This window comes from Corynebacterium xerosis NBRC 16721 = ATCC 373, from assembly GCF_001552415.1.
Lineage (GTDB): Bacteria > Actinomycetota > Actinomycetes > Mycobacteriales > Mycobacteriaceae > Corynebacterium > Corynebacterium xerosis.
Genome location: NZ_BCRD01000003.1, coordinates 259,436 through 284,924, shown reverse-complemented (window position 1 = coordinate 284,924; position 25,489 = coordinate 259,436). Strand labels below are relative to the sequence as shown.

19 protein-coding genes and 1 tRNA gene are annotated in these 25,489 nt (G+C 70.2%); 9 read left to right on the top strand and 11 right to left on the bottom strand.

What is annotated here, in order from left to right; all coding sequences use genetic code 11:
* Nucleotides 1–17 precede the first annotated feature (17 nt).
* Nucleotides 18–1,748, bottom strand: coding sequence for an MmpA family trehalose lipid delivery protein (locus tag CX1_RS06865; RefSeq protein ID WP_060925452.1), 1,731 nt, complete (start codon nt 1,746–1,748; stop codon nt 18–20).
* 155 nt (nt 1,749–1,903) lie between these two features.
* Nucleotides 1,904–3,055, bottom strand: coding sequence for a cell envelope lipid trafficking protein PgfA (gene pgfA / locus CX1_RS06860; RefSeq protein WP_046650405.1), 1,152 nt, complete (start codon nt 3,053–3,055; stop codon nt 1,904–1,906).
* Between the two features lie 93 nt (nt 3,056–3,148).
* Between pgfA and CX1_RS12040 the strand changes: the two genes are divergently transcribed.
* Nucleotides 3,149–4,468 (top strand): acyltransferase family protein, encoded by a 1,320-nt coding sequence (locus tag CX1_RS12040; RefSeq protein ID WP_046650406.1) that lies wholly within the window; start codon nt 3,149–3,151, stop codon nt 4,466–4,468.
* Here the strand turns inward: CX1_RS12040 and CX1_RS06850 are convergent.
* From CX1_RS06850 to CX1_RS06825, 6 genes are all read right to left on the bottom strand, one after another.
* Nucleotides 4,378–8,031 carry a DUF3367 domain-containing protein gene (locus tag CX1_RS06850; protein WP_060925451.1) on the bottom strand — a complete coding sequence of 1,218 codons (3,654 nt, stop codon included), beginning with the start codon at nt 8,029–8,031 and terminating at the stop codon, nt 4,378–4,380. The two genes, CX1_RS12040 and CX1_RS06850, sit on opposite strands and share 91 nt — an antisense overlap.
* 22 nt (nt 8,032–8,053) lie before the next feature.
* Nucleotides 8,054–8,248: a DUF2613 domain-containing protein gene (locus tag CX1_RS06845; RefSeq protein ID WP_060925450.1), complete on the bottom strand. Its 195-nt coding sequence runs from the start codon at nt 8,246–8,248 to the stop codon at nt 8,054–8,056.
* 187 nt (nt 8,249–8,435) lie between these two features.
* Nucleotides 8,436–8,924: a universal stress protein gene (locus tag CX1_RS06840; protein ID WP_046651038.1), complete on the bottom strand. Its 489-nt coding sequence runs from the start codon at nt 8,922–8,924 to the stop codon at nt 8,436–8,438.
* A 106-nt stretch (nt 8,925–9,030) separates the two neighbouring features.
* Nucleotides 9,031–9,729, bottom strand: a complete 699-nt coding sequence (locus CX1_RS06835) for a class I SAM-dependent methyltransferase (RefSeq protein ID WP_160298031.1) — start codon at nt 9,727–9,729, stop codon at nt 9,031–9,033.
* 47 nt (nt 9,730–9,776) lie between these two features.
* Nucleotides 9,777–10,274: a GyrI-like domain-containing protein gene (locus tag CX1_RS06830; RefSeq protein ID WP_046651040.1), complete on the bottom strand. Its 498-nt coding sequence runs from the start codon at nt 10,272–10,274 to the stop codon at nt 9,777–9,779.
* Between the two features lie 133 nt (nt 10,275–10,407).
* Nucleotides 10,408–10,481, bottom strand: a tRNA-Gly gene (locus CX1_RS06825).
* A gap of 150 nt (nt 10,482–10,631) precedes the next feature.
* On the opposite strand from CX1_RS06825, the gene dcd reads away from it, so the two are divergent.
* The 6 genes from dcd to CX1_RS06795 all read left to right on the top strand — a co-directional run bounded on the left by dcd (nt 10,632) and on the right by CX1_RS06795 (nt 16,144).
* On the top strand, nt 10,632–11,204 hold the full coding sequence (gene dcd, locus CX1_RS06820; protein ID WP_046651041.1) for a dCTP deaminase: 573 nt from the start codon (nt 10,632–10,634) through the stop codon (nt 11,202–11,204).
* A gap of 108 nt (nt 11,205–11,312) precedes the next feature.
* Nucleotides 11,313–12,149 (top strand): ABC transporter ATP-binding protein, encoded by an 837-nt coding sequence (locus tag CX1_RS06815; RefSeq protein WP_046651042.1) that lies wholly within the window; start codon nt 11,313–11,315, stop codon nt 12,147–12,149.
* Nucleotides 12,146–12,919, top strand: coding sequence for an ABC transporter permease (locus tag CX1_RS06810; RefSeq protein ID WP_082719184.1), 774 nt, complete (start codon nt 12,146–12,148; stop codon nt 12,917–12,919). The genes CX1_RS06815 and CX1_RS06810 overlap by 4 nt, the downstream gene beginning before the upstream one ends.
* Nucleotides 12,916–13,659, top strand: a complete 744-nt coding sequence (locus tag CX1_RS06805) for an ABC transporter permease (RefSeq protein WP_082719183.1) — start codon at nt 12,916–12,918, stop codon at nt 13,657–13,659. The genes CX1_RS06810 and CX1_RS06805 overlap by 4 nt, the downstream gene beginning before the upstream one ends.
* Nucleotides 13,656–14,639 (top strand): ABC transporter substrate-binding protein, encoded by a 984-nt coding sequence (locus CX1_RS06800; RefSeq protein ID WP_052753288.1) that lies wholly within the window; start codon nt 13,656–13,658, stop codon nt 14,637–14,639. The genes CX1_RS06805 and CX1_RS06800 overlap by 4 nt, the downstream gene beginning before the upstream one ends.
* A 131-nt stretch (nt 14,640–14,770) precedes the next feature.
* Complete coding sequence (locus tag CX1_RS06795; RefSeq protein ID WP_046651043.1) at nt 14,771–16,144, top strand: UDP-glucose dehydrogenase family protein; 1,374 nt, start codon at nt 14,771–14,773, stop codon at nt 16,142–16,144.
* A gap of 51 nt (nt 16,145–16,195) precedes the next feature.
* Here CX1_RS06795 and CX1_RS06790 read toward each other — a convergent pair whose 3' ends face one another.
* The 3 genes from CX1_RS06790 to CX1_RS06780 all read right to left on the bottom strand — a co-directional run bounded on the left by CX1_RS06790 (nt 16,196) and on the right by CX1_RS06780 (nt 22,463).
* On the bottom strand, nt 16,196–16,921 hold the full coding sequence (locus CX1_RS06790) for a DNA alkylation repair protein (RefSeq protein WP_046651045.1): 726 nt from the start codon (nt 16,919–16,921) through the stop codon (nt 16,196–16,198).
* Between the two features lie 12 nt (nt 16,922–16,933).
* Nucleotides 16,934–18,175, bottom strand: coding sequence for a pyridoxal phosphate-dependent aminotransferase (locus CX1_RS06785; protein WP_046651053.1), 1,242 nt, complete (start codon nt 18,173–18,175; stop codon nt 16,934–16,936).
* 763 nt (nt 18,176–18,938) lie between these two features.
* Nucleotides 18,939–22,463, bottom strand: a complete 3,525-nt coding sequence (locus CX1_RS06780; protein WP_060925449.1) for a heterodisulfide reductase-related iron-sulfur binding cluster — start codon at nt 22,461–22,463, stop codon at nt 18,939–18,941.
* 523 nt (nt 22,464–22,986) lie between these two features.
* Here CX1_RS06780 and dnaK point away from each other — a divergent pair.
* Both dnaK and grpE read left to right on the top strand, forming a co-directional pair.
* Nucleotides 22,987–24,834 carry a molecular chaperone DnaK gene (gene dnaK, locus CX1_RS06775; protein ID WP_060925448.1) on the top strand — a complete coding sequence of 616 codons (1,848 nt, stop codon included), beginning with the start codon at nt 22,987–22,989 and terminating at the stop codon, nt 24,832–24,834.
* Complete coding sequence (gene grpE, locus CX1_RS06770) at nt 24,835–25,449, top strand: nucleotide exchange factor GrpE (protein ID WP_046649627.1); 615 nt, start codon at nt 24,835–24,837, stop codon at nt 25,447–25,449. It abuts the gene before it with no gap.
* Nucleotides 25,450–25,489 lie beyond the last annotated feature (40 nt).

The window sequence follows — 25,489 nt, the reverse complement described above, 5'->3', positions numbered from 1 at the left end:
CGTGCACTCGGACTGAGTCAGGTGCGGGCGCGGGTGCCGGCGGCTGAACGGGTCCGGCCCGACCCCGGGAGCAGCCCCCGCACCGGTCCGGCCAGGGCCAGGGAGGCCCAGGCCAACAGCGCGATCCACGCCAGGGTGCGGTCGGCCCGCTCCGGGCGCTCGATGGCACCGGGCACGCGGTGCAGCGTCAGATGCTCGTCGGAGTAGACCACCTCGAGCCGGGACAGCACCCGTTCGGAGTCGCCCATCTCGCCGGGGGAGTTCTCGACCAGCACCCAGCCGGCGCCGTGGGAGCGCAGGACGTCGATGGCGTGGTCGGGGGCGTCGAGAAGCGTCTTTTCCACCGTCGCCGACGTGGAGCCCTCGCCACCGACGGCCACCCCGGAGACGACGAGGTCGCCGGTGGCCAGCACGGGGGCGGGCAGTGTCTTCACCGCCGGGTCGTAGGTCGGGCGGCCATCGATGATGCGGTACGGGCCGGCGGGCAGGACGGCGACGGCGGTGTCGTCCATGGCGACGATGCCGGACACGGCGCTCCAACCCGGCCACGGGGCGACGGGTTTGACGGGCGCCACGGCACGGGGCAGGTCGGGCACCGCCGCGATGATCACCGTCACCGCGAACAACGCGGCCAACCAACGGCGATGATCGGGGATCTGGCGTGCGACGGTCTCCGCGCCGGCGGCGGCGAGGACCACGTATCCGGGCACCGCCAGCGCGACCCACTTTTGGGCGTCGCGCAGCAATCCCGCACCGGGCACGGTCTCCAGCGCCCATTCCATGAGGGAGATGCCGGGCGGCGTGGCCAGGGCGGCGACGACGATCACCGAGGCCACGGCCAGAACGATGAGCCGCCGACGTGCACCGATGATCGCCGGGTGGCTGGACCCGGGCCGCGCGCGGGAACCCCACGCCATCCGTGCGCCGACGACGAACAGCGCCAGCAACGCGACGACCGCCAGAGCGGCCGGGCCGGCCTCGCGGGCGACGGGGACGGCCTGGCGATTCCAGATGCCGCCGAGTCCTGCGACCGCCCCGAGGGTGCCCACCCATCTCTCCGCCCGCGCGGCGAACGCGGCGGCGCCCGCCGGATCGGACACCCCGGCACCGGAACCGAGGACGGTGGCCACCAGCCACGGCGCCGACACGACCGCACCGGTGCCCAACGCCACCAACCGGTCGCGCCACGTCCGCGCGGCGACGACGGCGACGGCCACCGCCAACAGCGCACCCGTCGGAGTCAGTCCGGCCACGGCCATGGCGGTGGCCCGCCACCAGGGCGCCGCGATGATCGTGGTCAACGCGACGGCCGGCAGCAATGCCATGGCCAGCACCAGCGACCACTGGCCCTGCAACAGCCTCTCGACGACGAAGGGGTTCCACAGCAGCATCGTCACCGCCGCGATCTGGCCGACGACGCCGACGTGCAGCACCCGCCGCACCAGCTCCGCCGCGGCCACCCCGCCGACCGTGAGCCCGCAGAGCATGAGCAACCGCATGACCAGGCCCGCATCCGTGAATCCGCCGGCCAGGGCCAGCACCGTGTCCTGCGGCGCGGCGCGGGCGGCGGATTCGCCCAACCCCCACGCCGCATCCGTCAGCGCCGGGTGCGGCGGGACGACCATGTCCCGCAACATCGGCATCCCCGGCGACGCAAAGGGCCACAACACCGCGGCGACGAGCAGGAACGTCCAACCGACCACGATCATTTGGCCGGCCCGCTCGGACTTCACCACGGCAGTGTTCACGGCGACGAGTCTAACGGGCGAGCCGGACCGCCAGGCCGGATGGCGGGAAGGTGGGCGTCGCAAAGCAACCGGGCACGAAAAACCCCGCCCACCGAAAACGGTGGGCGGGGCGGAAACCCTGCGGTGGGATCATCGGGCGGGCGCCCGATGGCCGATTAAGAGCGGCGGTGGGTGCGGATGCCCAGCAGAACCAGGATCAGGCCGATGATGCCCAGGACCCACGGCACGACCGTGCCGGCGATGGTCAGCGCGGACTTGGAGTCCTTCGCCTTGGCCATCTGGTTCTTCTTGGTCTCCTCGCTCCACTGGCCGGAGAAGTCGAGCGCGGTGCGGTTGCGCTCCTCCGCCTCCTTGGCGCGGCCTTCCTCGGTGACCATTTCCTCGGCCTCGGCGTCATCGCGGGCGTAGAACTGGAAGATCTCCTCGGTGCCGTTGACGATCATGCCGGTGGTCGGCTCGACGCGGACGGTACGCGTGGTGGTGTAGTAGCGGTCCATCTCGACCTCGTCGTCGCCCTCGAGGCCCCACTTCTCGGCCGGGAACGCCAGGCGCAGGGACGCCAGGGTCGACTCGTCGGCCGTGGTCAGCTCGCGGCCATCGCGGGTGGCGTGGGCGAGGGTGTTCTCGTAGAGGTTCTGCGGGGGAACCGTCATGGAGTACTTGTAGACCGTCTCGCCGTCCTGCTCCTCTTCCTCGATGAAGTCGATCTCGAAGAGGTCCAGGCCGATGGCGTCGAAGTACGGGTACGACTTCTTCTCGGCGTCGAACGGGAACTGGTACTGGATGCCCGGGCGGGTGAACTGGACCGGCTCATCCGCGCCCTCCTGGCCCGGGGCGGCGGCCGAGATCGAGGAGATCGGCTCGTCGACGGGGAACGCGTTGGTGCGGTCGAGGGTGATGCGGTCGACCGTCGCGTTGATCAGGTTGCGCGGCTCCTCGCGGTCCTCGCGCAGGATGACCGTGCCGGCCTCGAGGGTGACGCGCTCCTTGTCGGAGGGCTCCTCGGTGCGGACGTGGCGGGACGACTTGAGCGGCACATCGGCGATGAAGCAGTGGATCGGCAGGTCGGGGTTCTCGCCCTCGGCCTCGCAGCGCGGGTCGTCCTCGCGGGTCTCGACCGCCTCGCCCGACGCCAGGGCGCCCGAATCGAGCAACGAGCCTTCGCGGACTTCGGTTACGGTCGTGCTGACCGTGTCCAGCGGAATGACCTTCAGCCGGGGCACGAGGAAGGTCGGCAACAGGACGGCGATGACGATCAAGGCGGCGCCGATGATGATCATCAGATGAGCGAGAGTTCTTTTAGCCATGAGCAGTGATTTCCCTTACGTCTTGCGGGTTTCTCGTGCAAAACCTAGCAGGTTCCGAAACGAAGGTACGACGAAATCAAATATTATCCGGGAATGATCGTGCGAGAGAATCAGGCGACCGGCCCCCACCTCGCGGAATCCGCCTTCTCCGGGGAACCGGGACCGGAATTCCGGCCCGCATTTCGCCCGGGTTTCCTGCCCGCCCTAGAAGGGCTGCGGGCGGTGGCGTCGCTGGGCATCATCGGCACTCACGTCGCGTTTCAGACGGGGCACGACGTCGGGGCGCTGTGGGAGCGCATGCTCGGGCGATTCGATTTTTTCGTCGCCGTGTTCTTCACGCTGTCCGGCTTCCTGCTGTGGCGCAGCCACCGGGCCGGGTACGGCGGCGTGGTGTGGCGCCGTCGCAAGCGCCCGCGGGGGGAGGCAGGTGCCTCGGCAGCTGCCCCCGCCGCTTCTTCTCCCGTCGAGCGCGGCTCACTCGCCGCCGGCTGGGCGAAGTACTACCGCAAGCGCGTCGCGCGCATCATGCCGGCGTATTGGGTGCTGGTGGTGCTGGTGCTGGTGGCGTTGCCGGTCGGCGAGGGCGCGAACCTGCGCACGTGGCTGACCAATCTGACGCTGACGCAGGTCTACTTCGCCGATTCCCTGCACGGCGGGCTGACGCACCTGTGGTCGCTGTCGGTGGAGGTGGCGTTCTACGTCACGCTGCCGATCTTCGCCATCGCGCTGCGCGGCCTGGACCCGATGCGCCGCCAGGGCGCGCGCATTCTGGCGCTGGTGGGGTTGTCGGTGCTCAGCTTCGGCTGGGTGTGGCTGCCGCTGCCGTATCCGGACGGCGTCAACCCGCACATCCAGCCGGCGGCGTATTTCTCGTGGTTCGCGGCGGGCATGATCTTCGCCGAGGTGGAGTCGCTGGCCGGTTCGCAGTCGGCCCGCGCCCGCGGGGTGCTGGCCACGGTGCAGCGGTTCGCGCGGCTGCGGTGGCTGTGGATCGGCACGGCGGTCGGCGCGCTGGCGCTGGCGGCGTGGATGGGCCCGGAGGGCCTGGTCGAGCTGTCCAACTGGGAGTTCCTGCGCCGCACGTGGTGTGGCCTGGTCTTCGGCGCGGCGGTCATCGGCCCGTGGGCGCTGGCCCCGGAGTCCCGGTTCCTGACCACCCCGGTCATGCAGGCCCTGGGCCGCTGGTCCTACGGCATTTTCCTGTGGCACATGGCCATGCTGTCGGTGGCGTTCCCGCTGTTGGGGGTCCGCATTTTCGACGGCCACCTGCTGGCGGTGTCGGCGGTGACCATCGCTCTGACCATCCCGTTGGCGGCGGCGTCCTACGCGTTGGTGGAGGAACCCGCCCGCCGTTGGCTGGGCAGGGTTTGGGCCAACGACGCCAGGACCAGCGCACCGGTCAGCACCAGCTGAAGCGGCCATTCGAATCCGGCGTAACCGCCGCCGGGCCATGCGTCGTTGGCCAGGAGGATGCCTGCGATCCCCGTCAGGACGGCCGTCGCCGCGATTGCTTTACGACGCACAGGTTCCGCCCCGAAGCGCCTGACCAGGTTCACGCCGATGGTGGCCAGAACGGCGGCGACGGCGATGCCGGGCAGGCCGGCGACGAGCCAGGCCACGGCGAATCCGGCGATGGCGGTGGCGTACCGGTGCAGATCCGGTGCGGCGTGGGATGAGGCGGCGGCGCTTTCTTCTGCGCGCGGGCGTCGCCAAGCAAAGCCGATGACGACGGCGACCAGCGCGAACAATGCCGCCAGGCCACCGCCGGCGATGATGCCCGTGCGCCATGTGGCGGCGGGCGGGAAGTCGATGGTGAACGTGCCCGATGCGCCGGCGGGGACCAGCCACGCCTGCTGCCAGCCGTTGACGGTCAGGGGCTCGAGCTCGCGGCCGTCGATGGTGGCGACCTGGCCCGGATTGACCGACACGGGGCGGTAGATGATGCGGTCGACGTCGGCGGCGGCGATGGTGCCCGAGCCGATCTCGGTGTCGGAGTCGGTGCCAGAGTCGGAGTCGGCCGTGCCGAAGTCGGCGACGACCTCCGGCGCCTGCTGCTCGCGGGTGGGTGCGGCGAAGTCCTCGCCGGTCAGCGACACCCAGCGGGCGCGGGAGCTGATCTCGTGCATGCCCGGCTCGAGGTCGACGACGTCGCCGCAGGCCAGGGGCTCGCCGTCGAGTTCGGTCCACGGGTCGTCCAGGCCGGCGCGGCAGGTCTCCGCGTCGATGGTGACGGTGATCGGCGCGGGGGCGGTGAAGGCGCGTCGGAAGCGGTCCTCGTCGATTTCCTGTCCGAAGGCCCAGCGCTGCACCAGCGGCGAGGCGTCGGGGACCACCGGGATGCGGATCGGCGTGACGTCCTCGCCGGCGGAGTTTTCCAGCTCGATCTCGGCCAACGCGAAACCGGCCGGGGCGTTGGTGGCGGTGATGCGGATGGCGCCGGCGTCCGAGTCGGAATCCTCCGAGCCCGAGCCCGAGTCGGCGGAACCGCCGCGCGGCAGAGGCATGCTCATCGGTTCGCCGGGGGTCAGCCACTTCGACGTGGAGGCGCCGCCGGCGCGGACCTGCACCTGAGCGGGGACGACGGCCGCGGTGATGGTCAGGCGGCCGCCGTCCATCGGCTCCTCGGGGACGATCTCGACCCACTCGGCCTGGCCGCCGGTGCCGGAGCGAGGCTCCCACCACGTCGACGGGTCGCCGTCGACGAGCGCGTTCATCGAATGCTCGGGGCGGGCGCCGCCGACGTTATAGGGCTCGGACGCCGAGGAGGACACCTCCAGCGACGCCCGGCCGGTGGCGGTCTGCGTTTCCGCGACGCCGGCGACCGGGTAGTCGGGGACGATGTTGGTCACGCCGGTGTCTTCGTCGGGGTCGAGGATGCCCGAGACCGCGCCGCGGACCTCGCCGTAGTTGCGGCCGCGGCGGGCCGGGGTGTCGGTGACGGTTCCGGCGGCTTCGCCGTGGAGCATGCGGACCGGGGCGTCGCGGTCGATTTCGTCCAGTCGCGGGAGCACTTCCGGTCCGCCGGAGACCAGCGGCACCGAGGAGGCCTCGACCATGTGCGGCGCCAGCGCGTCGGCGCCGCCGTCGACGGCCCAGATGGCCACGGCCGTGTCGGGCTCGCCGGACACCGGCCCGGTCGGGGCGTTGGCCCCGCCGTGGGCGAACTCGGCGACGAGCTCCATGCCGGGGGATTGCCGCAGCGTGTCGCGGAGATCGGACAGGCTGGTGCCGCGGTTGAACGGCGGCAGGTCCGAGCGGACGAGGACGTAGCCGATGCCCTGGTTGCGCAGCGTGGCGGCCAGGGATTCCACGCCGTCGCCGCGGCCGAGCTGGTCCTGCACGCCGTCGAGGCCGCGGATGGCCTCCGGCGGCACCAGCGGCACCGCATCGCGGACGACCCACGGCACGTCGGTCAACGGCTGCAGCGGCTCGTCGCGGGTGAAGCCCCAGTCCATGTCGGCGAAGGGCATCGACGGGGCGACCAGGGTGCGGGCGCCGCCGGCGTTGTCGTTCAGCCAGTCGGCGGCGTCCGTCCAGTGCGAGGGGACCTCGTCGTACGCCCCGGTCGGCGCCAGCCGGGCGCTCCAGGCCGGGGCGGTGGCGCCGGCGACGACGACGAGCACGAGCATGGCCACGACCGCCGACGGGTGCTTCTCCGGGTGCAGCCACTTCTCGCGGATGGACGTCTTTTCTGCGCCAGTCTCGGTGCCGATGCCGGTGCCGGTGTCGACGCTGGTGTCGGTTCCCGCGTCGCTCCCGGCCGCGGTCTCGGTCTCGTTTCGCGAGCCCCGCCCCGACCCCGGCCACGGCAGCATCGCCGTGGCGTGCGCCAATCCCAGCATCAGCGGCAGGCGCAGCGCCGGATCCATCTTGTGCAGGTTCCTCAGCGGGGCCAGCGGGCCGTCGAGAAGCTCTTGCCCGAACTCGCCCAGGGGCGCGAACGGCGTGGTCCATGCCGTCATGGTGGCCAGCCCGACCAGCGCCATGAGCAGCCAGCCGCGCCGGCCCGGCATCGAGCCCATGGCCAGGCCGACCAGGCCGATCGCCGCGACCGCCATGGTGGCCAGGATCAGGACCGGCTCAGAGACCAGCGCATTGCCGCCGACGCGCTCCAGCGACACGAACGGCGCCCACGACGTCGCGCCGCGCAGCGCCTCGCCGAGGTTGAGCCAGCGCGTGGTCACGCCGGAGGACTCGATGTAGTCGGTGAACGGCGGCGAGTACGAGCCGAGCATGAGCAGCGGCACGATCCACCACATGCTCGCCGCGGCGCAGGCGGCCAGCCAGCCGGCGAACATCGACCACGCGCGCTTGCGGCGCGGGCCGGTGCAGCCCGCGAACACCAGGATCAGGGCCGCGGGGACGCAGGCCGCGGCGGTGCCGACCGCGTTGACCGCGCCCGTGCACAGCACCGCCAGGCCGGACAGCAGCACCGCCCGGGTGGCGAACTTCCAGCCGACGGCGTCGGGCCTGCGCACCACCGCCAGCAGCGGCAGCAGGATCCACGGGGCCAGCGCCACGGGCCAGGCCTCGGAGGAGATCGCGCCGAGCGTGGTCAGGATGCGCGGTGACAGCGCGTAGAGCAGGCCCGCCAGAATGCGGGACTGCCGCGAACCGACGCCGGCGACCTCCGCCACCCGCACGAATCCCGTGAACGCCAGGCACAGCAGCAGGCACCACCACAGCCGCTGCGTCAGCCAATCCGCCCAGATCGCGTCGGGGATCAGGTCGAACAGCGCGAAGAAGGCCCCCTGCGGGAACAGGTAGCCGTAGGCCTGGTTCTGCAGCTGGCCCAGCGGCATGATCTCCGACCACATCTGCAGCGAACGCTCCAGGAAGCCGGAGGGGTTGGCCGTCAGGTCATGCTTCGTGTCCGCGACCGTGCGGCCCGGGGATTGGATGAAGGCCAGCAGACACAGCAATGCCCACCATCCGACCAAGGCGCGCGTGGGCGAGCGTCGATCGGTGGTGGGCATGGCGGGGAGGGTACTGGAGCGGCTAGCGCTCGCCGTACTCGACCCCGCCCATCAGGGCCTCATCCGCGGAGGCGGCCTGCGCCTCGGGGATCTCGGACTCCTGGGTGACCTGCGCGATGCCGAAAATGAGGGCACCGCCGAGGAGGGCGCCGACAAGGGCGCTGGCCAGGGCCGGGCCCAACGTGCGGCGCTGCTCCGACTCGGTCTCGTAGGGCATGTTTCACTCCTCGAATTAATGTTCCTGGGGAATGGACGCAACTGTAGACCATCCGTGGGGTCACGGGGAAGTTTCGGGGAAATCGGGGGAAGTTCCGGTTCGCCCCAGGTGGGGGAGCCTTCGTTGCCAGTTCGTTACCGGCCCGGGGGCTTTGCGACGGGCCGGCGTCCCCGTCATTCCGCGTGCGTCACTTCGGCGGCGGGACGATGAGCACCGGGCGGCCGGCGTTCTTCAGCACCGCGTCGGCGGTCGACGAGGACAGCAGCCCCCGCAGCCCGGAGTTGCCGCGGGTGCCGGAGACGATGACGCCGGCGTCGAGGTCGCGGGCGGCGTCGACGATGGCCGACCAGATGGTCGTCTCCGATTCGACCAGGTAGGGCTCGGCGGTGAAGCCCACCGATGCCGCGACCTCGACGCCTTCGCGGCAGATGCGCTGGGCTTCCTCGTGGGCGGGGTCGCCGTCGTCGACGGTGGAATCCCAGTCGGGCTGCATCATCCCGGAGGCGCCGGCGGTGCGGGCGGCCTGCCGCTGCAGCGGTTCCCAGGCGGTGAGGATGTACGCCGTGCGCACCGACAGCAGTGCGCCGGCCCATTCGATGGCGCGCTTGGCTTCGTCGGAGCCGTCGTAGGCGATGAGCATGGAATCGCCGCGGGCGGCGTCGTGAGCGTCGGACATCGGGTTTCTCCTGTCTGCTGACGTTTCGACACCAGACTAACCCCGGCCGCGTCCCCTCATGGCGAGATCGCGATCGGGGGCGCGGATCGCGATCTCGTCGGGTGCCCTACTTCTTCGGCGCGGTGGCCACGACGAGCGCATCGATGGAGCCTTCGCCGCGGTCGACGGCTTCGGCGACCTCGACGGTCCAAGTCTCCGGGAGCTTGGCGACGACGTCGGCCGCATGGAAGAGGACGTCCGGGTCCTTGGGGCCGTTTCCTTCGTTGTCGCGGTCGTGGCCGACGACGACGAGGGTGCCGCCCGGTGCGGTGATCTCCACCAGGTGCTCCCACGTCGCGGCCATCTTCTCCGCGGGCAGGTGGAGGTACGCGGCGACGACGAGGTCGAAGGTCTCCTCCGGGTGCCATTCGGAGACGTCGGCCTGCACGGTGGTCAGCGTGGGGACGTGGGCGACTGCGGCGGTCTCGCCGCCATCGGCGGACACCTCCACCTTGGGGGTCTTGCCGGCCTCGGCCTGGGCGTCCTCATCTTCGGAGACTGCGACCTCGGCGACGGCGTCGGGCACGTGGGCGGCGGCCTGGGCGGCCTCGCGGGTGTGGCGCAGCGCGACCTCGGAGAAGTCGACGGCGGTGACGTCCCAGCCGCGGCCGAGCAGCCATGCGGTGTTGCGGCCCTGGCCGCAGCCGACGTCGGCGGCCGAGCCGGGCGTCAGCTCGGAGGCGTGGCGCTCCAGGAGAGTGTTCGGGCCCGCACCGAAGTGCTGCGGGTTATCGGCGAATCGTTGGTCCCATCCGTGGTTGTCCATGACCGCGACCATACCCAAAGGGGTATCGATCCTGGTCCACCCGGGCGTCAGTCGACCCGGGTGTTTAGCCCCGTGCGCATGTCCGCCGGATCGGCGTCCGGCGTCGGTTCGGTGAGGTAGACCTCCCAGCACGGCATCGCCGGGGTGTGTCCGGCCGAGACGAGCGCGTCCGTCAGCTCCCGCCACGCCTGGCCGAGCCCGTCGTAACCGCCTTCGTACAGGGCGGACGCGACACGCCCCGCCGGCAATTCGGAGGGCTCGATCTCGATGGCGGAGCCGTCGGAAAGCGGGGCCGGGACCGTCCCGGGCAGCGGCGCGTCCAGGGGCACGCCGACTTCGATGTCGCAGCGGGACCAGTCGTCGGAAAAACGCGGGTACAGCGCGAACGGCGCACCGGCGGGGGAGATGCCCGCCGCGGCGAGCGCCGGCAGCAGCGCCGGGAAGGCCCGGTCGAACAGGCCGGACAGGTCGTCCATGGCGATGTCGGAGGCGCGGACGACGGCGGTGGGCACGGCGCGGGATTCGTCGACGGTGAACTCGGGCATGATGAGGGCTCCTTCGGGAGGCGGCAGTTCGGCGGCTCGGCAGCGAGGGGCCGGGAAGCGTCGGATGTGCCCGCGAGGATACGCAAAAACCCTCCGCCCGAACGTGCAGGTGGAGGGTCTTTCGGTGACGCGTTGGAGCCGATGACGGGAATCGAACCCGCGCCGCCTGCTTGGGAAGCAGGAGTTCTACCATTGAACTACATCGGCATGGAGCGGATCAGCATCGGAAAGATGGATCTCTCTTCCGCCCATAATGTAGCACCGCCGCCGGGCGCGTCCGCAAAAGCCCGGGATAGCGCGCGGCTGCTTTGCGACGACCCGCGTTTTTCCCGTCCGCCGTGCCGGTAGGGTGGTGGCGTGCTGCTTTCCGACCGAGACATCCGCGCCGCCCTCTCCGCCGACGATGACGCCCGCCTGGGCATCGAGCCGTTGGACGAGGAGATGATCCAGCCGTCGTCGATCGACGTCCGCCTGGACCAGTTCTTCCGCGTGTTCAACAACTCGCGGTACACGCACATCGACCCGAAGCTGCCGCAGGAGGAGCTGACCACCCTGCGCGAGGTGCCGTGGGACGAGGCGTTCGTGCTGCACCCGGGCGAGTTCGTGCTGGCGTCGACGCTGGAGAAGTTCACCATCCCGCCGCACCTGGCCGGCCGCCTGGAGGGCAAGTCCTCGCTGGGCCGCCTGGGCCTGCTGACGCACTCCACCGCCGGGTTCATCGACCCCGGTTTCACCGGCCACATCACCCTGGAGCTGTCGAACGTGGCCAACCTGCCCATTTCGCTGTGGCCGGGCATGAAGGTCGGGCAGCTGGCGCTGTTCCGCATGACCTCCCCCGCGGAGGTGCCGTACGGTTCCGGCGCGTTGGGCTCCAAGTACCAGGGCCAGCGGGGCCCGACGCCGTCGAAGGCGTACCTGAACTTCCGTTAGCCCTCGTTGGCGTGCGAGGTGACGGTTCGGCCACGACTGCCGACCGTGACCCCGGCCGTCGTAGGTGATCGGCGGTAACCGACGCCGTTTAGCGCTACCGTGGGCCGTATGGCCACCGAAACAGCCGCGCCCGCCATCCGGTTCGAGGGCGTCACCAAGTCCTACGGGGACGGCCCGCCCGCCGTCGACGACGTCGACCTGGACATCCGCGGCAACGCGGTGACCGTCCTGGTCGGCTCGTCCGGCTGCGGCAAAACGACGCTGCTGCGCATGATCAACCGCATGGTCGAGCCGACGTCGGGCCGGGTGCTCATCGGCGGCGAGGACGTCGCCGACCGCGACCCCGTTCAGCTGCGCCGCGGCATCGGCTACGTGATGCAGAACGGCGGTCTGCTGCCGCACCGCACCGTCGCCGACAACGTCGCCACGGTCCCGCGCCTCAACGGGGTGTCGAAGAAGGACGCCCGTGCCCGCGCGATGGAGCTCATCGAGCTCGTCGGCCTCGACGCCTCCGTGGCGGACCGGTATCCGTCGCAGTTGTCGGGCGGTCAGCAGCAGCGCGTCGGCGTCGCCCGCGCCCTGGCCGCCGATTCGGGGATCCTGCTCATGGACGAGCCCTTCGCCGCCGTTGACCCGATCGTGCGCCGCGAGTTGCAGGCCGAGGTCACGCGCCTGCAGGCGGAGCTGGAGTGCACCATCGTCTTCGTCACCCACGACATTTCCGAGGCCCTGCACCTGGGCGACGAGGTGGTGTTGCTGGCCAAGGGCGGCCGCATCGCCCAGCAGTGCCCTCCGTGGGAGCTGATCGAGAAGCCCGCCGACGATTTCGTCCGCGACTTCATCGACGCCGATTCCCGCCGCCTGCGCATCGACGGCGACCGGGTGCTCGACGCCCGCGGCCGCGTCGCCGGCGTACTCGGCGATTACCCGGAGCCGTCGCGATGATCCGCTGGTCCTGGTTCGCCGAGAACTCCGCGCAGATCCTCGATCTGACGTGGGCCCACGTGTGGCTGTCGGTGCCGCCGATCATCGCGGCGGTGCTCGTCTCGGTGCCGCTGGGCTTCGTGGCGTCGCGTCGCAAAGCAGTCCGGGGAACGATCGTCGGCGGCGCGGGCCTGCTTTATGCCATCCCGTCGCTGGCATTGTTCGTGATGTTGCCGCTGGTCCTGGGCACGTCCGTCCTGTCCCCGCTCAACGTGCAGGTGGCGCTGGCGGCGTACGGCGTGGCGTTGATGACGCGCACCACCGCCGACGCCTTCGGCTCCGTCCCCGCCGCAGCCAGCGACGCCGCGAAATCGATGGGCTACCCCGCGTGGCGGCGCGTCCTCGGCGTCGAACTGCCGCTGGCCGGGCCGGTGCTGCTCGCCGGTGCGCGCGTGGTGTCGGCGTCGACGGTGTCGCTGGTCAGCGTCGGATCGCTGGTCGGCGTGCACGGGCTGGGGTACTTCTTCACGGACGGGTTCAACCGTAGCTTTCCGACGGAGATCCTCGCCGGCGTCATCGGCACCGCCGTCGTCGCCCTGTTCTTCGACCTAGTGCTCGTGGCGTTGGGCAAGCTGCTCATGCCGTGGACGAGGTCGGTGGCCGGGCAGAAGGCCGGACGGAATTCGGGGCAAAAGTCGGGACGGAAACCCGGGCGGAAACCCGACGACGAGAACGCCGGGACCGATGAGCCCGGGGCGGACGAGAGCGACGAGCTGAAGGTGGCGAAATGAGCATCTCCGCATCGGCCCTCGTGGTCGAATCCGCAGCCGAATCCGCGTCCGACGCGGGCGTGGTCTCCCAGGCGTGGACGTGGCTGACCTCGGGTGATTCGTGGGCGGGCGACGGCGGCATCGGCGCCCGGATCCTCGAGCATTTGGGCTATTCGTTGCTGGCCACGGTCATCGCTGCGGTCATCGGCGTGGCGCTCGGCGTCGTCGTCGGGCACACGGGTCGCGGGCAGGGCGTGGTGCTCGGGACGTCGGGCATTCTGCGCGCGATGCCGTCGCTGGGCCTGCTGACCTTCCTGGCGCTGATCATCCCCGCGGGCGTGACGCTGCCGCTGATCCCGGCGACGATCGTGCTGGTCATCCTCGCGGTGCCGCCGATCCTCGCGGCGACGGCGTCGGGATTCCGGTCCATCGACCGCTCCGTCATCGACGCCGCCTACGCGATGGGGCATTCGACGAATCAGGTCATCGGCCGCGTGGAGTTCCCGCTGGCCATGCCGGTGCTCATCGGCGGGCTGCGGTCGGCGTGGCTGCAGGTGCTGGCCACCGCGACCATCGCCGCGTACCTGGGGCTCGGCGGTCTGGGCAGGTTTCTGCTCGACTCGCTGGCGGTGCGCGATTACGGCGTCATGCTCGGCGCGGCGGTGCTGGTGGCGGGGTTGGCGCTGATCACGGACCTGGTGTTCACCATCGCGGAGAAGGTGCTGGCCCCGGCCGGTGCCCGGACGGGAGGAGCCCGATGAACGGGCAGTCGAATCAGCCGGGTGGGCGGCCCACGAACAGGATCAGCCGCCGTGCTTTCCTGGCGGGCGCCGCCGCCACGACGGCCGCGGCGCTGGCGGGACTGTCCGCCTGTGCACTCGACCCGGCCAACCCCGCCAACCGCGCGGCCGGTCAGATCCGCGTGGGGTCGGCGATGTTCCCGGAGTCGGAGATCATCGCCCGCATTTGGGCCCACGCGCTCACCGAGGCCGGCCACGACGTCGAGGTCGTGCCGCAGATCGGCGCGCGCGACGTGTACCTCGCCGCTCTGCAAGAGGGTTCGGTCGATCTGGTACCGGAATACTCGGGCAACCTCGCCGCGTACTTCGGCGACGTGCCCGCCGGCGCCGACCCTTCCGGCGTCCTCGCCGCGCTCGACGCGAATCTCCCGCAGGACCTCGAGGCCCTCGCCCCGGCCCCGGCCGAATCCAAGGACGCCTACCGCGTCCTGCGCGCCGTCGCCGACGAGCACGGCCTGGCCAGCCTCGCCGACCTGCCGAAGCTGGCCGACGCCACCGGAGCCATCCGCATCGGCGGCTCGCCGGAACTGTCGCAGCAGCCCTACGGTCCCGACGGTCTCGCCGAGGTCTACGGCGTCGATCCGGCGGCGATGGAGATGGTCGTCTACGGCGATTCCGGTGGCCCGCTGACCATCCGCGCGCTGACCGACGGCGCCGTGGACATCGCGGACATCTACACCACCACGCCGCTGCGCGACCCGTCCGGCGCCGACGTCGACGTGGTCACGCTGGAGGATCCCGAGCAGCTCATTCCGGCGCAGAACGTCGTCGCGCTCGCCCGCCGCGGGGTGCTGGACGAATCGGCGCGCCGGGCCCTGGAGTCGGTGGCGTCGCGCTTGACGACGGCCGACCTCACCGACATGAACCTGCGCGCTTCGGGCGACGAGAAAGCCGGCGCCGACTTGATCGCGCGGGATTGGTTGGCGGCCGGGCCGTCGTAAAGCGACATCGGTGAACTTCCGGTGAGCACCGGGTGATGGCCCGGTGTTGCGCAGGTGAAATCACGTATCACCTGCGCGTTCGGGTGGGGCCCGAGTCGCCAAGTACCGCAACGTATTTCATACTGGCCGGTATGCGAATGACCGTCATCGGAACCGGATATCTGGGTGCGACCCATGCCGCGTGCATGGCCGAGCTGGGGCACGAGGTCCTCGGCGTCGACGTCGACCCCGCCAAAATCGAGGCGCTGTCGGAGGGGCGGGTGCCGTTCTACGAGCCCGGCCTGCCGGAGCTTTTGCGCAAGCACGTCGATTCCGGGGCGATTCGCTTTACGACGGACTATGACGAGGCCGCCGGATTCGCCACGCTGCACTTCGTCGGCGTGGGCACCCCGCAGGTGAAGGGATCGAGCGCCGCGGACGTGCGTTACGTGGACGCGGTCATCGACGAGCTGGCGGCGCGCGTGACCGGCGACCACGTGATCCTGGGCAAGTCGACGGTGCCGGTGGGCACCGCGCAGCGCCTGCAGGAGCGGGCCGACGCGATTCTGGCGGAGCGTGCGGCGGATGCGGGCAACACCGGCGACGCGGGCGACGGTGCCGGGCCGGTGGCGACCATCGACCTGGCGTGGAACCCGGAGTTCCTGCGCGAGGGCCACGCGGTGAAGGACACCCTCGAGCCGGACCGCATGGTCCTGGGCCTGGGCGAGGGCTCCACCCGCGCCGAGGACGCCGTCCGCGAGTGCTTCGCGCCGATCCTCGACCGGGGCACACCGATGATCGTCACGGATCTTCCGACGTCGGAGCTGGTGAAGGTCTCCGCCAACGCGTTCCTGGCCACGAAGATCTCCTTCATCAACGCCGTGTCCGAGATCTGCGAGACCACCGGCGCCGACGTCACGGTGCTAGCCGACGCGATCGGCATGGACCCGCGCATCGGCCGCCGCTTCCTCAACGCCGGTCTCGGCTTCGGCGGCGGCTGCCTGCCCAAGGACATCCGCGCGTTCATGGCGCGCGCCGGCGAGCTCGGCGCGGATCAGGCGATGACGTTCCTGCGCGAGGTCGACGCGATCAACATGCGCCGCCGCGAAAAGTGCGTCGGCCTGGTCAAGGACGCGTTCGGCGGCACTGCGCTGGGCCGCCAGGTCGCGGTGCTCGGCGCGGCGTTCAAGCCGAACTCCGACGATGTCCGCGATTCCCCGGCGCTGTCCATCGCCGGTTCGCTGTCGCTGGCCGGCGCGGCCGTGCGCGTCTACGACCCGCAGGCGATGGACAACGCCCGGAAGATCTTCCCCACGCTCGACTACCGCGACTCCGCCGAGGACGCCCTCGACGGCGCGGAAATCGTCGTCGTGGCCACCGAGTGGGACGAGTTCCAGCAGATCGACCCCGTGGCCGCGGGCAAGCTCGTCGCCGACAAGAAGCTCATCGACGGCCGCAACTGTCTGCCCGTCGATCAGTGGCGCGCCGCCGGCTGGGACGTCAACTGCCTGGGCCGCGGCAAGTAGGCGGCGGCTTCGCGCGGTCGGCTGCCGGGCCTGGACGAAGAGGCTGCACCGTCACAGGTGCTTCGTCGCTTCACGACGTGACAGCGCCGACATCTCCGGCCGCCCCGCCGCGAATGCCCGCACCCAGTCGGGGTCGGTCCTGGCGTAGTCGCGCAGCGCCCAGCCGATGGACTTGCGGATGAAGAATTCGCCGTCGCCGAGGTTCGGGTCGATGACGTCGGCGAGCAACCCCGCATCCGTCGTTTCCTTCGCCTGCAGCTGGTGCAGGATCGCGTAGCGCCGCACCCACATGTCGGCGTCGCGGGCCCAGCGCCGCATTCGCGCGTCCTCGCCGGCCCGGTCGTGGTCGCGGACGATGAGCTGCACGCGCACCAGCTCATCGACCAGGTCCCACCATGCGCCGGTGACCACCATGTGGTGCACCAGATCCATGACGGCCGGTGTCACGAATTGCTTGACGACGGGCGCCAGCAGCAGCCCGATCGCGGCCCTGCGCTCTTCGCGATTGCGCGCCCCGTCCCACAGCGTGTCCGTGGCGGCGATGACCTCGTCGGTCGAGGTGAACCCGGCCGTTTTCGCGGCGGCGCGGGCCACTCGGCGGACGTCGGGGACGCGTACGCCGAGCATCGGCTCGTCGGTCTTCAGATACGCCGCCTGACCGGCGGCGCGGTCGGGATCGGCCAGCGGCGCCAAGCCGTCGCGGACGGAGGCGATGAACGTGGCGGGCGCCGGGCCGTCGTCAAGCGAAGGATCCTGAACCCGCGACCGCCGCCCCACCCCGACGCCCTCCTACTGCTCGTAACTGGCCAGGAAGTTGCCCAGGCGCTCGATGGCCTCCTTGAGATCGCGCGCCCACGGCAGCGTGACGATGCGGAAGTGATCCTGCGTCGGCAAGTTGAAGCCCGAACCGCCGACCATGAGGATCTTCTCCTCGCGGAGGATGTCGAGCATCAGCTTCTCGTCGTCGTGGATCTCATGGACCTCCGGGTCGAGCTTCGGGAACGCGTACATCGCGCCCATCGGCTTGACGCAGCTGACGCCCGGAATCGAATTGAGGCCCTCCCACGCGACGTTGCGCTGCTCCAGCAGGCGGCCCGGCGGCAGCACCAGATCCTCGATGGACTGGTAACCGCCCAGCGCCACCTGGATGCCATGCTGCGCGGGCACGTTCGGGCACAGGCGAGTCGACGCCAGCAGGTTGATGCCCTCGATGAAACCCTCCGCATGGCGCTTCGGACCGGTCAGCACCATCCAGCCGGCGCGGTAACCGGCGACGCGGTACGTCTTCGACAGGCCGTTGAACGTGATGCACAGCAGATCCGGGGCCAGCGACGCGGTGGCGATGTGCTCGGCGTCGTCGTAGAGGATGCGGTCGTAGATCTCGTCGGACAGCAGCAGCAGCGAATGCTCGCGCGCGATGTCGACGATGCCCTCGAGGACCTCGCGGCTGTACACCGCGCCGGTGGGGTTGTTCGGGTTGATGATGACGATCGCCTTCGTCCGATCCGTCACCTTCGACCGGATGTCCTCCAGGTCCGGTTCCCAGTCCTGCTCCTCGTCGCAGACGTAGTGCACCGGCTTGCCGCCGGCCAGCGTCGTCGCCGCCGTCCACAGCGGGTAGTCGGGGGCGGGGATGAGGACCTCGTCGCCCTCGTCGAGCAGCGACTGCGTGACGATCGAGATCAGCTCCGACACGCCGTTGCCCAGCCACACGTCGTCGACGTCGAAGCGGGGGAAGGTCGGGTCCATCTCGTAGCGCGTGACGACGGCCCGCCGGGCCGAGTAGATGCCCTTCGACTCCGAGTAGCCCTGCGCATGCGGCAGCGCGCGCACCATGTCCTGCACGATGGTGTCGGGTGCGTCGAAGCCGAACTTCGCGGGGTTGCCGGTGTTGAGCATCATGATGCGATGCCCGTCGGCCTCCATCTGCTCCGCCAGCGTCGTCACCGGGCCGCGGATGTCGTAGAGGACGTTCTTCAGCTTGTGCGACTGGTCGAGCGTGCGCAGCGGCGTGCGGCGCGGGTGGTCCATGCCGCGGCGCTGGGCGACGCGGGCCGCACGGGTCTGCTCTGCGCGGGCGGCGCGCTGCAGCTCGGCGGACTTGCGCAGCGCCTTTTCCTTCACCACGGCCGGGTCGGGAATCGACGCGTCGGTGCCGGCGTCGGTGGTGGGGGAGTCGGTGGTGCCGGTGGTGTCGGCGTCAGAAGCGGGGGCCTGGGCGGCGGCAGCGGCGGCAGCGTCGGCGGGCGCGGCGGCGGCTGCGTTGGCGGCGGCCGCGTCGGTCGCGGGGTTGACGGTGTCCGGGTTGCCCGGCTGGTCCTGGGGTCGCTTCTGGATACTCACCCGTAAGAGTCTGCCACTTCGCCTCGTCCGGCGAGAAGTGTTCCACGGGGTCGGGTGGGGCTCTCCCCATGGTGGGGCTGCTTGGCGACGCCCGCCGGCCCCGTCGTCAAGCCGAACCATCGCCTTCCGCCGGCTTCGCCTGGCTCGCCTGCCGACTCACCTGCCTACCGACTTGCCTGCCTGTGTCCTCGGCCTGCCCCCTCCCTTCGGCTCGCCGATCTGGGGTTGGTGCATTTTGATCGACGCTCATGATTCGGCGGGCGCATCCGCGCAGGTGGTCGGACCTGCTACTGGGGAGCGTTGATCGTATGGCACGAACGGTCGGGGCGAAGGGGCGAGGAACGCATGAGGGCGGGTGGGCGCATGCGAAAGGAGGAGGTTCCGGGCGGAACCTCCTCCTTCGCGTTTCGGGATGCTTTACGACGTCCCGATCACCGTCGTATTCGCCGTGCTACTTCGCGTTGCGGCGAGCCGCCCCGGGAAGCGGGACGCCCTTGTCGTTGCGCGGCATGTCGGCGGCACCGGCGGCGGGGGCAGCAGGCGTCGCGTCGGCAGCCGGGGACTCCTCGGCGGCGGGCTCGACGGGAGCCTCCTCGACCGGGGCCTCATCGACCTCGGCCGGAGCCTCTTCGGCCGGAGCGGCTGCCGCAGCACCGGCGGCACCGGCGGCGGCCGGAGCGGCCTTGCGTGCGCCACCCGGAGCCGGGGCACCGCGGCGGGCACCACCCGGCAGCGGGACACCACGGGAGGTGGTGGCCTGCTCGGCGGCGGGAGCCTCGGTGGTCTCGGCAGGCTCGGTGGATGCGGCGGTTTCGTCGACCTCGTGGGCCTGCGAAGCGTCGGCATCGAGCTGCTCGACCTGCGCCTCCTGCGCGGCGGTCGCCTCCTCCGGAGCCTTGGTGGGCTCGGCGTCGGCGGCCTGGGTCGGGGTTTCCTCGGCGGAAGCCTCACCGGCCGGGGCACCCGCGGGAGCTGCGGCAGCCTTGCGCGCACCGCCCGGCACCGGCGCACCGCGTCGAGCGCCACCCGGGACGGGTGCACCACCGGCGGTCTTCGGGGCCTCGGCCTGGGCCGGAGCCTGGGCCTCGGTCACCGTCTCGGCCTCGGCCGGGGCAGTGGTCTCGGCGGTGGGCTCGGCGGCGGCGGGCGCGGCCGGAGCCGCACCACGGGCACTGCCCGGAACCGGGGCACCCTTCTTCGCGCCACCGGGCACCGGAGCACCGGCCTTCGCGCCACCCGGAGCGGGGGCACCGGCGGGCTTGGGGGCACCGCCCGGGGCCGGGGCGCCGGCGGACTTGGCACCGCCGGGCACCGGAGCACCCGACTTCGCGCCGCCCGGGGCCGGGGCGCCGGCCTTCGGGGCGCCACCCGGAGCGGGAGCGCCGGACTTGGCCCCACCCGGCTTGGGAGCGCCACCCGGAGCAGGAGCACCGGCCTTCGGGGCACCGCCCGGAGCGGGGGCGCCGCCCGGCTTGGGTGCTCCACCCGGAGCAGGAGCACCGGCCTTCGGAGCTCCACCCGGAGCGGGGGCACCGCCCGGCTTGGGAGCTCCACCCGGGGCCGGAGCACCGCCCGGCTTCGGGGCAGCGGCCGCAGCACCGGCAGCACCGGCGGCGGCAGCGCCACCAGCGGCGGCCTTCTTCTTGGCCTCGGCTTCCTCGGCGGCCTTCTTCTTGGCGGCCTCTTCCTCGGCGCGGGCGCGCTCCTCGACCTCGATGGCCTCGGTGTCGACCCAGCCGCGCTCGGGCTGCTGGATCCACTCGGGCTCGCGGGCCGGCGGCAGGGCACCGTCGACGAGCACGGAGTCGCGGATCATCTGGGCGATGTCCAGGACCTCGGGCTTCGTCTCGTCGTCCTCGGCGAGGTTGTTCACGCCGTCGGACATCATCGTCTTGCAGAACGGGCAGCCGATCGCGATCGCCGACGCGCCGGTCTCCAGAGCCTCGGAGGTGCGGTTGACGTTGATGCGCTCGCCGATGGTCTCTTCCATCCACATGCGCGCGCCGCCGGCGCCACAGCAGAAGCCGGTGTCCTTGTTGCGCGGCATCTCCACGAGGTTCGCGCCGGACGCGCCGATCAGCTCACGGGGAGCCTCGAAGACCTTGTTGTGGCGGCCCAGGAAGCACGGGTCGTGGTAGGTGACCTGGCGGCCCTGGCCGGAGGCGACGGGCTGCAGGCGGTTGTCGCGGACCAGCTGGTTGAGCAGCTGGGTGTGGTGGACAACGGAGTAACGGCCACCGAGCTCCGGGTACTCGTTCTTGAAGGTGTTGAAGCAGTGGGCACAGGTCACGACGATCTTGCGCTGCTTCGGCGGCACGCCCTCGAACACCTCGCCCAGCTGCTCGATGTTCTGCTCGGCGAGCATCTGGAACAGGAACTCGTTGCCCGCGCGGCGGGCGGAGTCGCCGGTGCAGCCCTCGGCCTGCGACAGGACGGCGTACTTCACGCCGGCGGTGTGCAGCATCTCGGAGACGGCCTTGGTGGTCTTCTTGGCGTTGTCGTCGTACGCGCCGGCGCAGCCGACCCAGAAGAGGTACTCGGTGTCGTCGAAGTTGTCGACGTCCTCGCCCCACACGGGCACGACGACGCCGTCCTGGCGGACCTCGTTGATCCAGTCGGCGCGGGTGGAGGCGTTCTGGCCCCACGGGTTGCCCTTGGTCTCGAGGTTCTTGAACAGGCCGGCCAGCTCGGTCGGGAAGTCCGACTCGACGAGCACCTGGTAGCGGCGCATGTCGATGATGTGGTCGATGTGCTCGATGTCCACGGGGCACTGCTCGACGCAGGCGCCGCAGTTGGTGCAGGACCACAGGACATCGGGGTCGATGACGCCGGCCTCGCCCTCGCCGACCAGCGGCAGGGTCAGCAGCGGCGAAGCCTCGGCCGCCTCCTCGCCCTCGACGCCGGCCTTCTTGTTGGCCAGCAGGTACGGGGCGGACTGGTATGCGTGGTCGCGCAGCTGGTTGACCAGCAGCTTCGGCGACAGCGGCTTGGCGGTGTTCCAGGCGGGGCACTGCTCCTGGCAGCGGCCGCACTCGGTGCAGGACGTGAAGTCCAGAAGGGCCTTCCACGAGTGGTCGGTGACCACGCCGGTGCCCATGGAATCGACCTCGGGGTCGGCTTCCTCCAGGTTGATGATCTCGCCGTCGGAGGTCATCGGCTTGGCGGCGCCGAGGGCGTTGGTGCCCTCCGCGTCGCGCTTGAGCAGGATGTTCGCGAACGCCAGGAAGCGGTGCCAGGCGACGCCCCAGGTGAGGTTGCGGCCGACGACGAACAGCCAGATCATGCCGGACAGCAGCTTGATCAGGGCCATGATCGACACGAACTCGGGGGACTCGGGCATGATCTTGGCGATCCACCCGGTGACGAAGTCGGTCCAGTGGACGGTGCCGTCGCCGTAGGTCGCCAGCTTGGCGGCCTTGACCAGCAGCATGCCCAGGCCCTCGATGAGGACGACGGCCTCGACGAAGTAGGCGGCCTTGGCGTTGGAGCCGTAGAAGCGGCTGAGGCGCTCCTTGCCCAGGTTGGTCTGGCGCACGATGATCAGCGCGAGGATGCCCAGGGTGGTGCCCAGGCCGAGCAGCTCGTCGATGAAGTGCCAGGCGGCGAGGTCCTTCAGGATCGGCCAGCCGCCGGCGGGGTTGAAGGTCTGGATGTAGGCCTCGAACCAGACCAGTGAACCGAGCAGGAAGCCGACCATGACGAACCAGTGGGCCACGGCGACGCCGGGCTTTTTGGCCATCTTGGTGTGGCCGACGATCTCCTTGATCGTGGTCCAGATGCGGGCGCCCCAGTCGCCGGTGTGGCCGTAGGTCTTCTGCCCGACCAAGATCGTGCGGACCATGTGCGCGAAGCCCTTGATGAACACGAACCAGCAGGGCAGGGACAGCAGCAGGCCGATGAATCCGACGGTGATGGTGAACCCGTTGGAGGTCACCGCATCGCCGCCGGTTTCGGCCGCAAGGTGAAGCACGCTCATGACGTTCCTAACATTGTCGGCGTGAACAATGGCTGAGCGTCCGCCCGTGGGTGACGGGTGGACGTAAATAGTTCTCTTGTGAGGTATATCACGAGCGTCGTGGCAGGTCGAACGAATTTCGCAAACGGGGGTCAGGTCATCTGAAAGCCTCCAGGTCCAGATTTCGCACACATTTTTATGACCTAATTTGAGTTAACCGTTACTAACTGGGCTTTACGACGTTTCGGGGGCGACGTGGCCGTCGTCAAGCGGTAAGGGCGAGCGTGTGGAGGGGCGAAAAATGGCGCTGCAACGGGGGTGATGCGCATCACAGTGGAAAAGTTGAGTCGACCGGGAACAACTTTGGGGTGGCGCCCGTTGTGAGGGGTGAAAGGTTGAGTGGATGGCACTCAAGATGAACGCCGCGAGGCTTGACGCGAGTCGGGCCCTTCGGCAAACTTGAGCGCCAGACGCTTAACGTCACATCTGACATCAACTAATCGTGAGCCGCGAAGGCGGCCCCGCAATCAGGAGGACATCAATCATGGGACGTGCAGTCGGTATCGACCTGGGCACCACCAACTCCGTCGTGTCGGTGCTGGAGGGCGGCGAAGCCGTCGTCATCGCGAACTCCGAGGGTTCGCGCACCACCCCGTCGGTCGTCGCCTTCGCCAAGAACGGTGAAGTGCTCGTGGGCCAGTCGGCCAAGAACCAGGCGGTCACCAACGTCGACCGCACCATCCGCTCCGTCAAGCGCCACATGGGCACCGACTGGAGCGTCGACATCGACGACAAGAAGTACACCGCGCAGGAGATCTCCGCGCGCACGCTGATGAAGCTGAAGAGGGACGCCGAGTCCTACCTGGGCGAGGACGTCACCGACGCCGTCATCACCGTCCCGGCGTACTTCTCCGACTCCGAGCGCCAGGCCACCAAGGAGGCCGGCCAGATCGCGGGTCTCAACGTCCTGCGCATCGTCAACGAGCCCACCGCGGCGGCCCTGGCCTACGGCCTGGAGAAGAACGACAAGGACCAGACCATTCTGGTCTTCGACCTCGGCGGCGGCACGTTCGACGTGTCCCTGCTGGAGATCGGCGACGGCGTGGTCGAGGTTCGCGCCACCGCCGGCGACAACAAGCTCGGCGGCGACGACTGGGACCAGCGCATCGTCGACTGGCTCGTGGAGAAGTTCAAGGCGTCCCAGGGCATCGACCTGACCAAGGACAAGATGGCCCTGCAGCGTCTGCGCGAGGCCGCCGAGAAGGCGAAGATCGAGCTGTCGTCGTCGCAGCAGGCCACCATCAACCTGCCGTACATCACCGTCGACGCCGAGAAGAACCCGCTGTTCCTCGACGAGACCCTGTCGCGCACCGAGTTCCAGAAGATCACGCAGGATCTGCTCGACCGCACCCGCAAGCCGTTCCAGCAGGTGCTGGCCGACTCCGACATCCCCGTGGCCGACATCGACCACGTCGTGCTCGTGGGTGGTTCCACCCGCATGCCCGCCGTGTCCGACCTGGTCAAGGAGATGACCGGTGGCCGCGAGCCGAACAAGGGCGTCAACCCGGATGAGGTCGTCGCCGTCGGCGCGGCCCTGCAGGCCGGCGTTCTGCGCGGCGAGGTCAAGGACGTGCTGCTCCTCGACGTCACCCCGCTGTCCCTGGGCATCGAGACCAAGGGCGGCGTGATGACGAAGCTGATCGAGCGCAACACCACCATCCCGACCAAGCGCTCGGAGACCTTCACCACCGCCGAGGACAACCAGCCCTCCGTGCAGATCCAGGTCTTCCAGGGCGAGCGCGAGATGGCCGCAGCCAACAAGCTGCTCGGCTCCTTCGAGCTGGGCGGCATCGCCCCGGCGCCGCGCGGCGTGCCGCAGATCGAGGTCACCTTCGACATCGACGCCAACGGCATCGTCCACGTCACCGCCAAGGACAAGGGCACCGGCAAGGAGTCCACGATCACCATCCAGGACGGTTCCGGCCTGTCGCAGGACGAGATCGACCAGATGATCAAGGACGCCGAGGCCCACGCCGAGGAGGACCGCAAGCGCCGCGAGGAGCAGGAGGTCCGCAACTCCGCCGAGTCGATGGTCTACCAGACCCGCAAGTTCGTCACCGACAACGAGGACAAGGTGTCCGACGACATCAAGGACCGCGTCGAGGAGGCGGCCAAGGGCGTCGACGAGGCGCTGAAGGGCTCCGACATCGAGGCCATCAAGACCGCGGTGGAGAAGCTGTCCACCGAGTCCCAGGAGATGGGCAAGGCCATCTACGAGTCCGAGGCCGCGCAGGGCGCGACCCAGGCCGACGCCGGCGATGCCGGTGAGGCCGCGGCCGACGACAACGTCGTGGACGCCGAGGTCGTCGACGAGGACGAGAAGGACAAGTAAATGACGAATCCGACCGACAACCCCTTTGCTGACCGGGGCGCCGGTCCGGACGCCGGCCCCGCCGAGGCGGCCGCCGCCGATGGCTTCGAGCAGAACGCCTTCGACGACGCCGTCGACGCGGACGCCGCCGCGCAGGCCGAGGCCGATGAGGCCGAGGCTGGCGACGGTGCCGGTGCAGTCGACGACGAGGCGACGCGCCTGCAGTCGGAGCTCGACGAGCGCACCGAGGATCTGAAGCGCGTGTCCGCCGAGTACGCCAACTACCGGCGCCGCGTGGACCGCGACCGCCAGCTCGACCGCGAGCTGGCCAAGGCGTCCATCGCCGGTGAGTTGCTGAACCTGGCCGATGACCTCGACCGGGCCGAGCAGCACGGCGATCTGTCCGCCGAAGGTCCGCTGCGGGCGTTCGCGGACAAGTTCCGCAACACTCTGACCACCCTGAAGATCACCGGTTTCGGGGCCGAGGGCGAGGAGTTCGATCCGGAGGTCCACGAGGCCGTCCAGGACACCTCGACCGGCGACGAGAAGGTCATCGGCGCGGTGCTGCGCAAGGGTTATCGCTTGGATCAGCGTTTGATCCGCACGGCGATGGTCGTCATCGCCGACCCCGCCTGATCGATCCCGATCCGGCGCCAACCACGGAAGGAGGAGATGT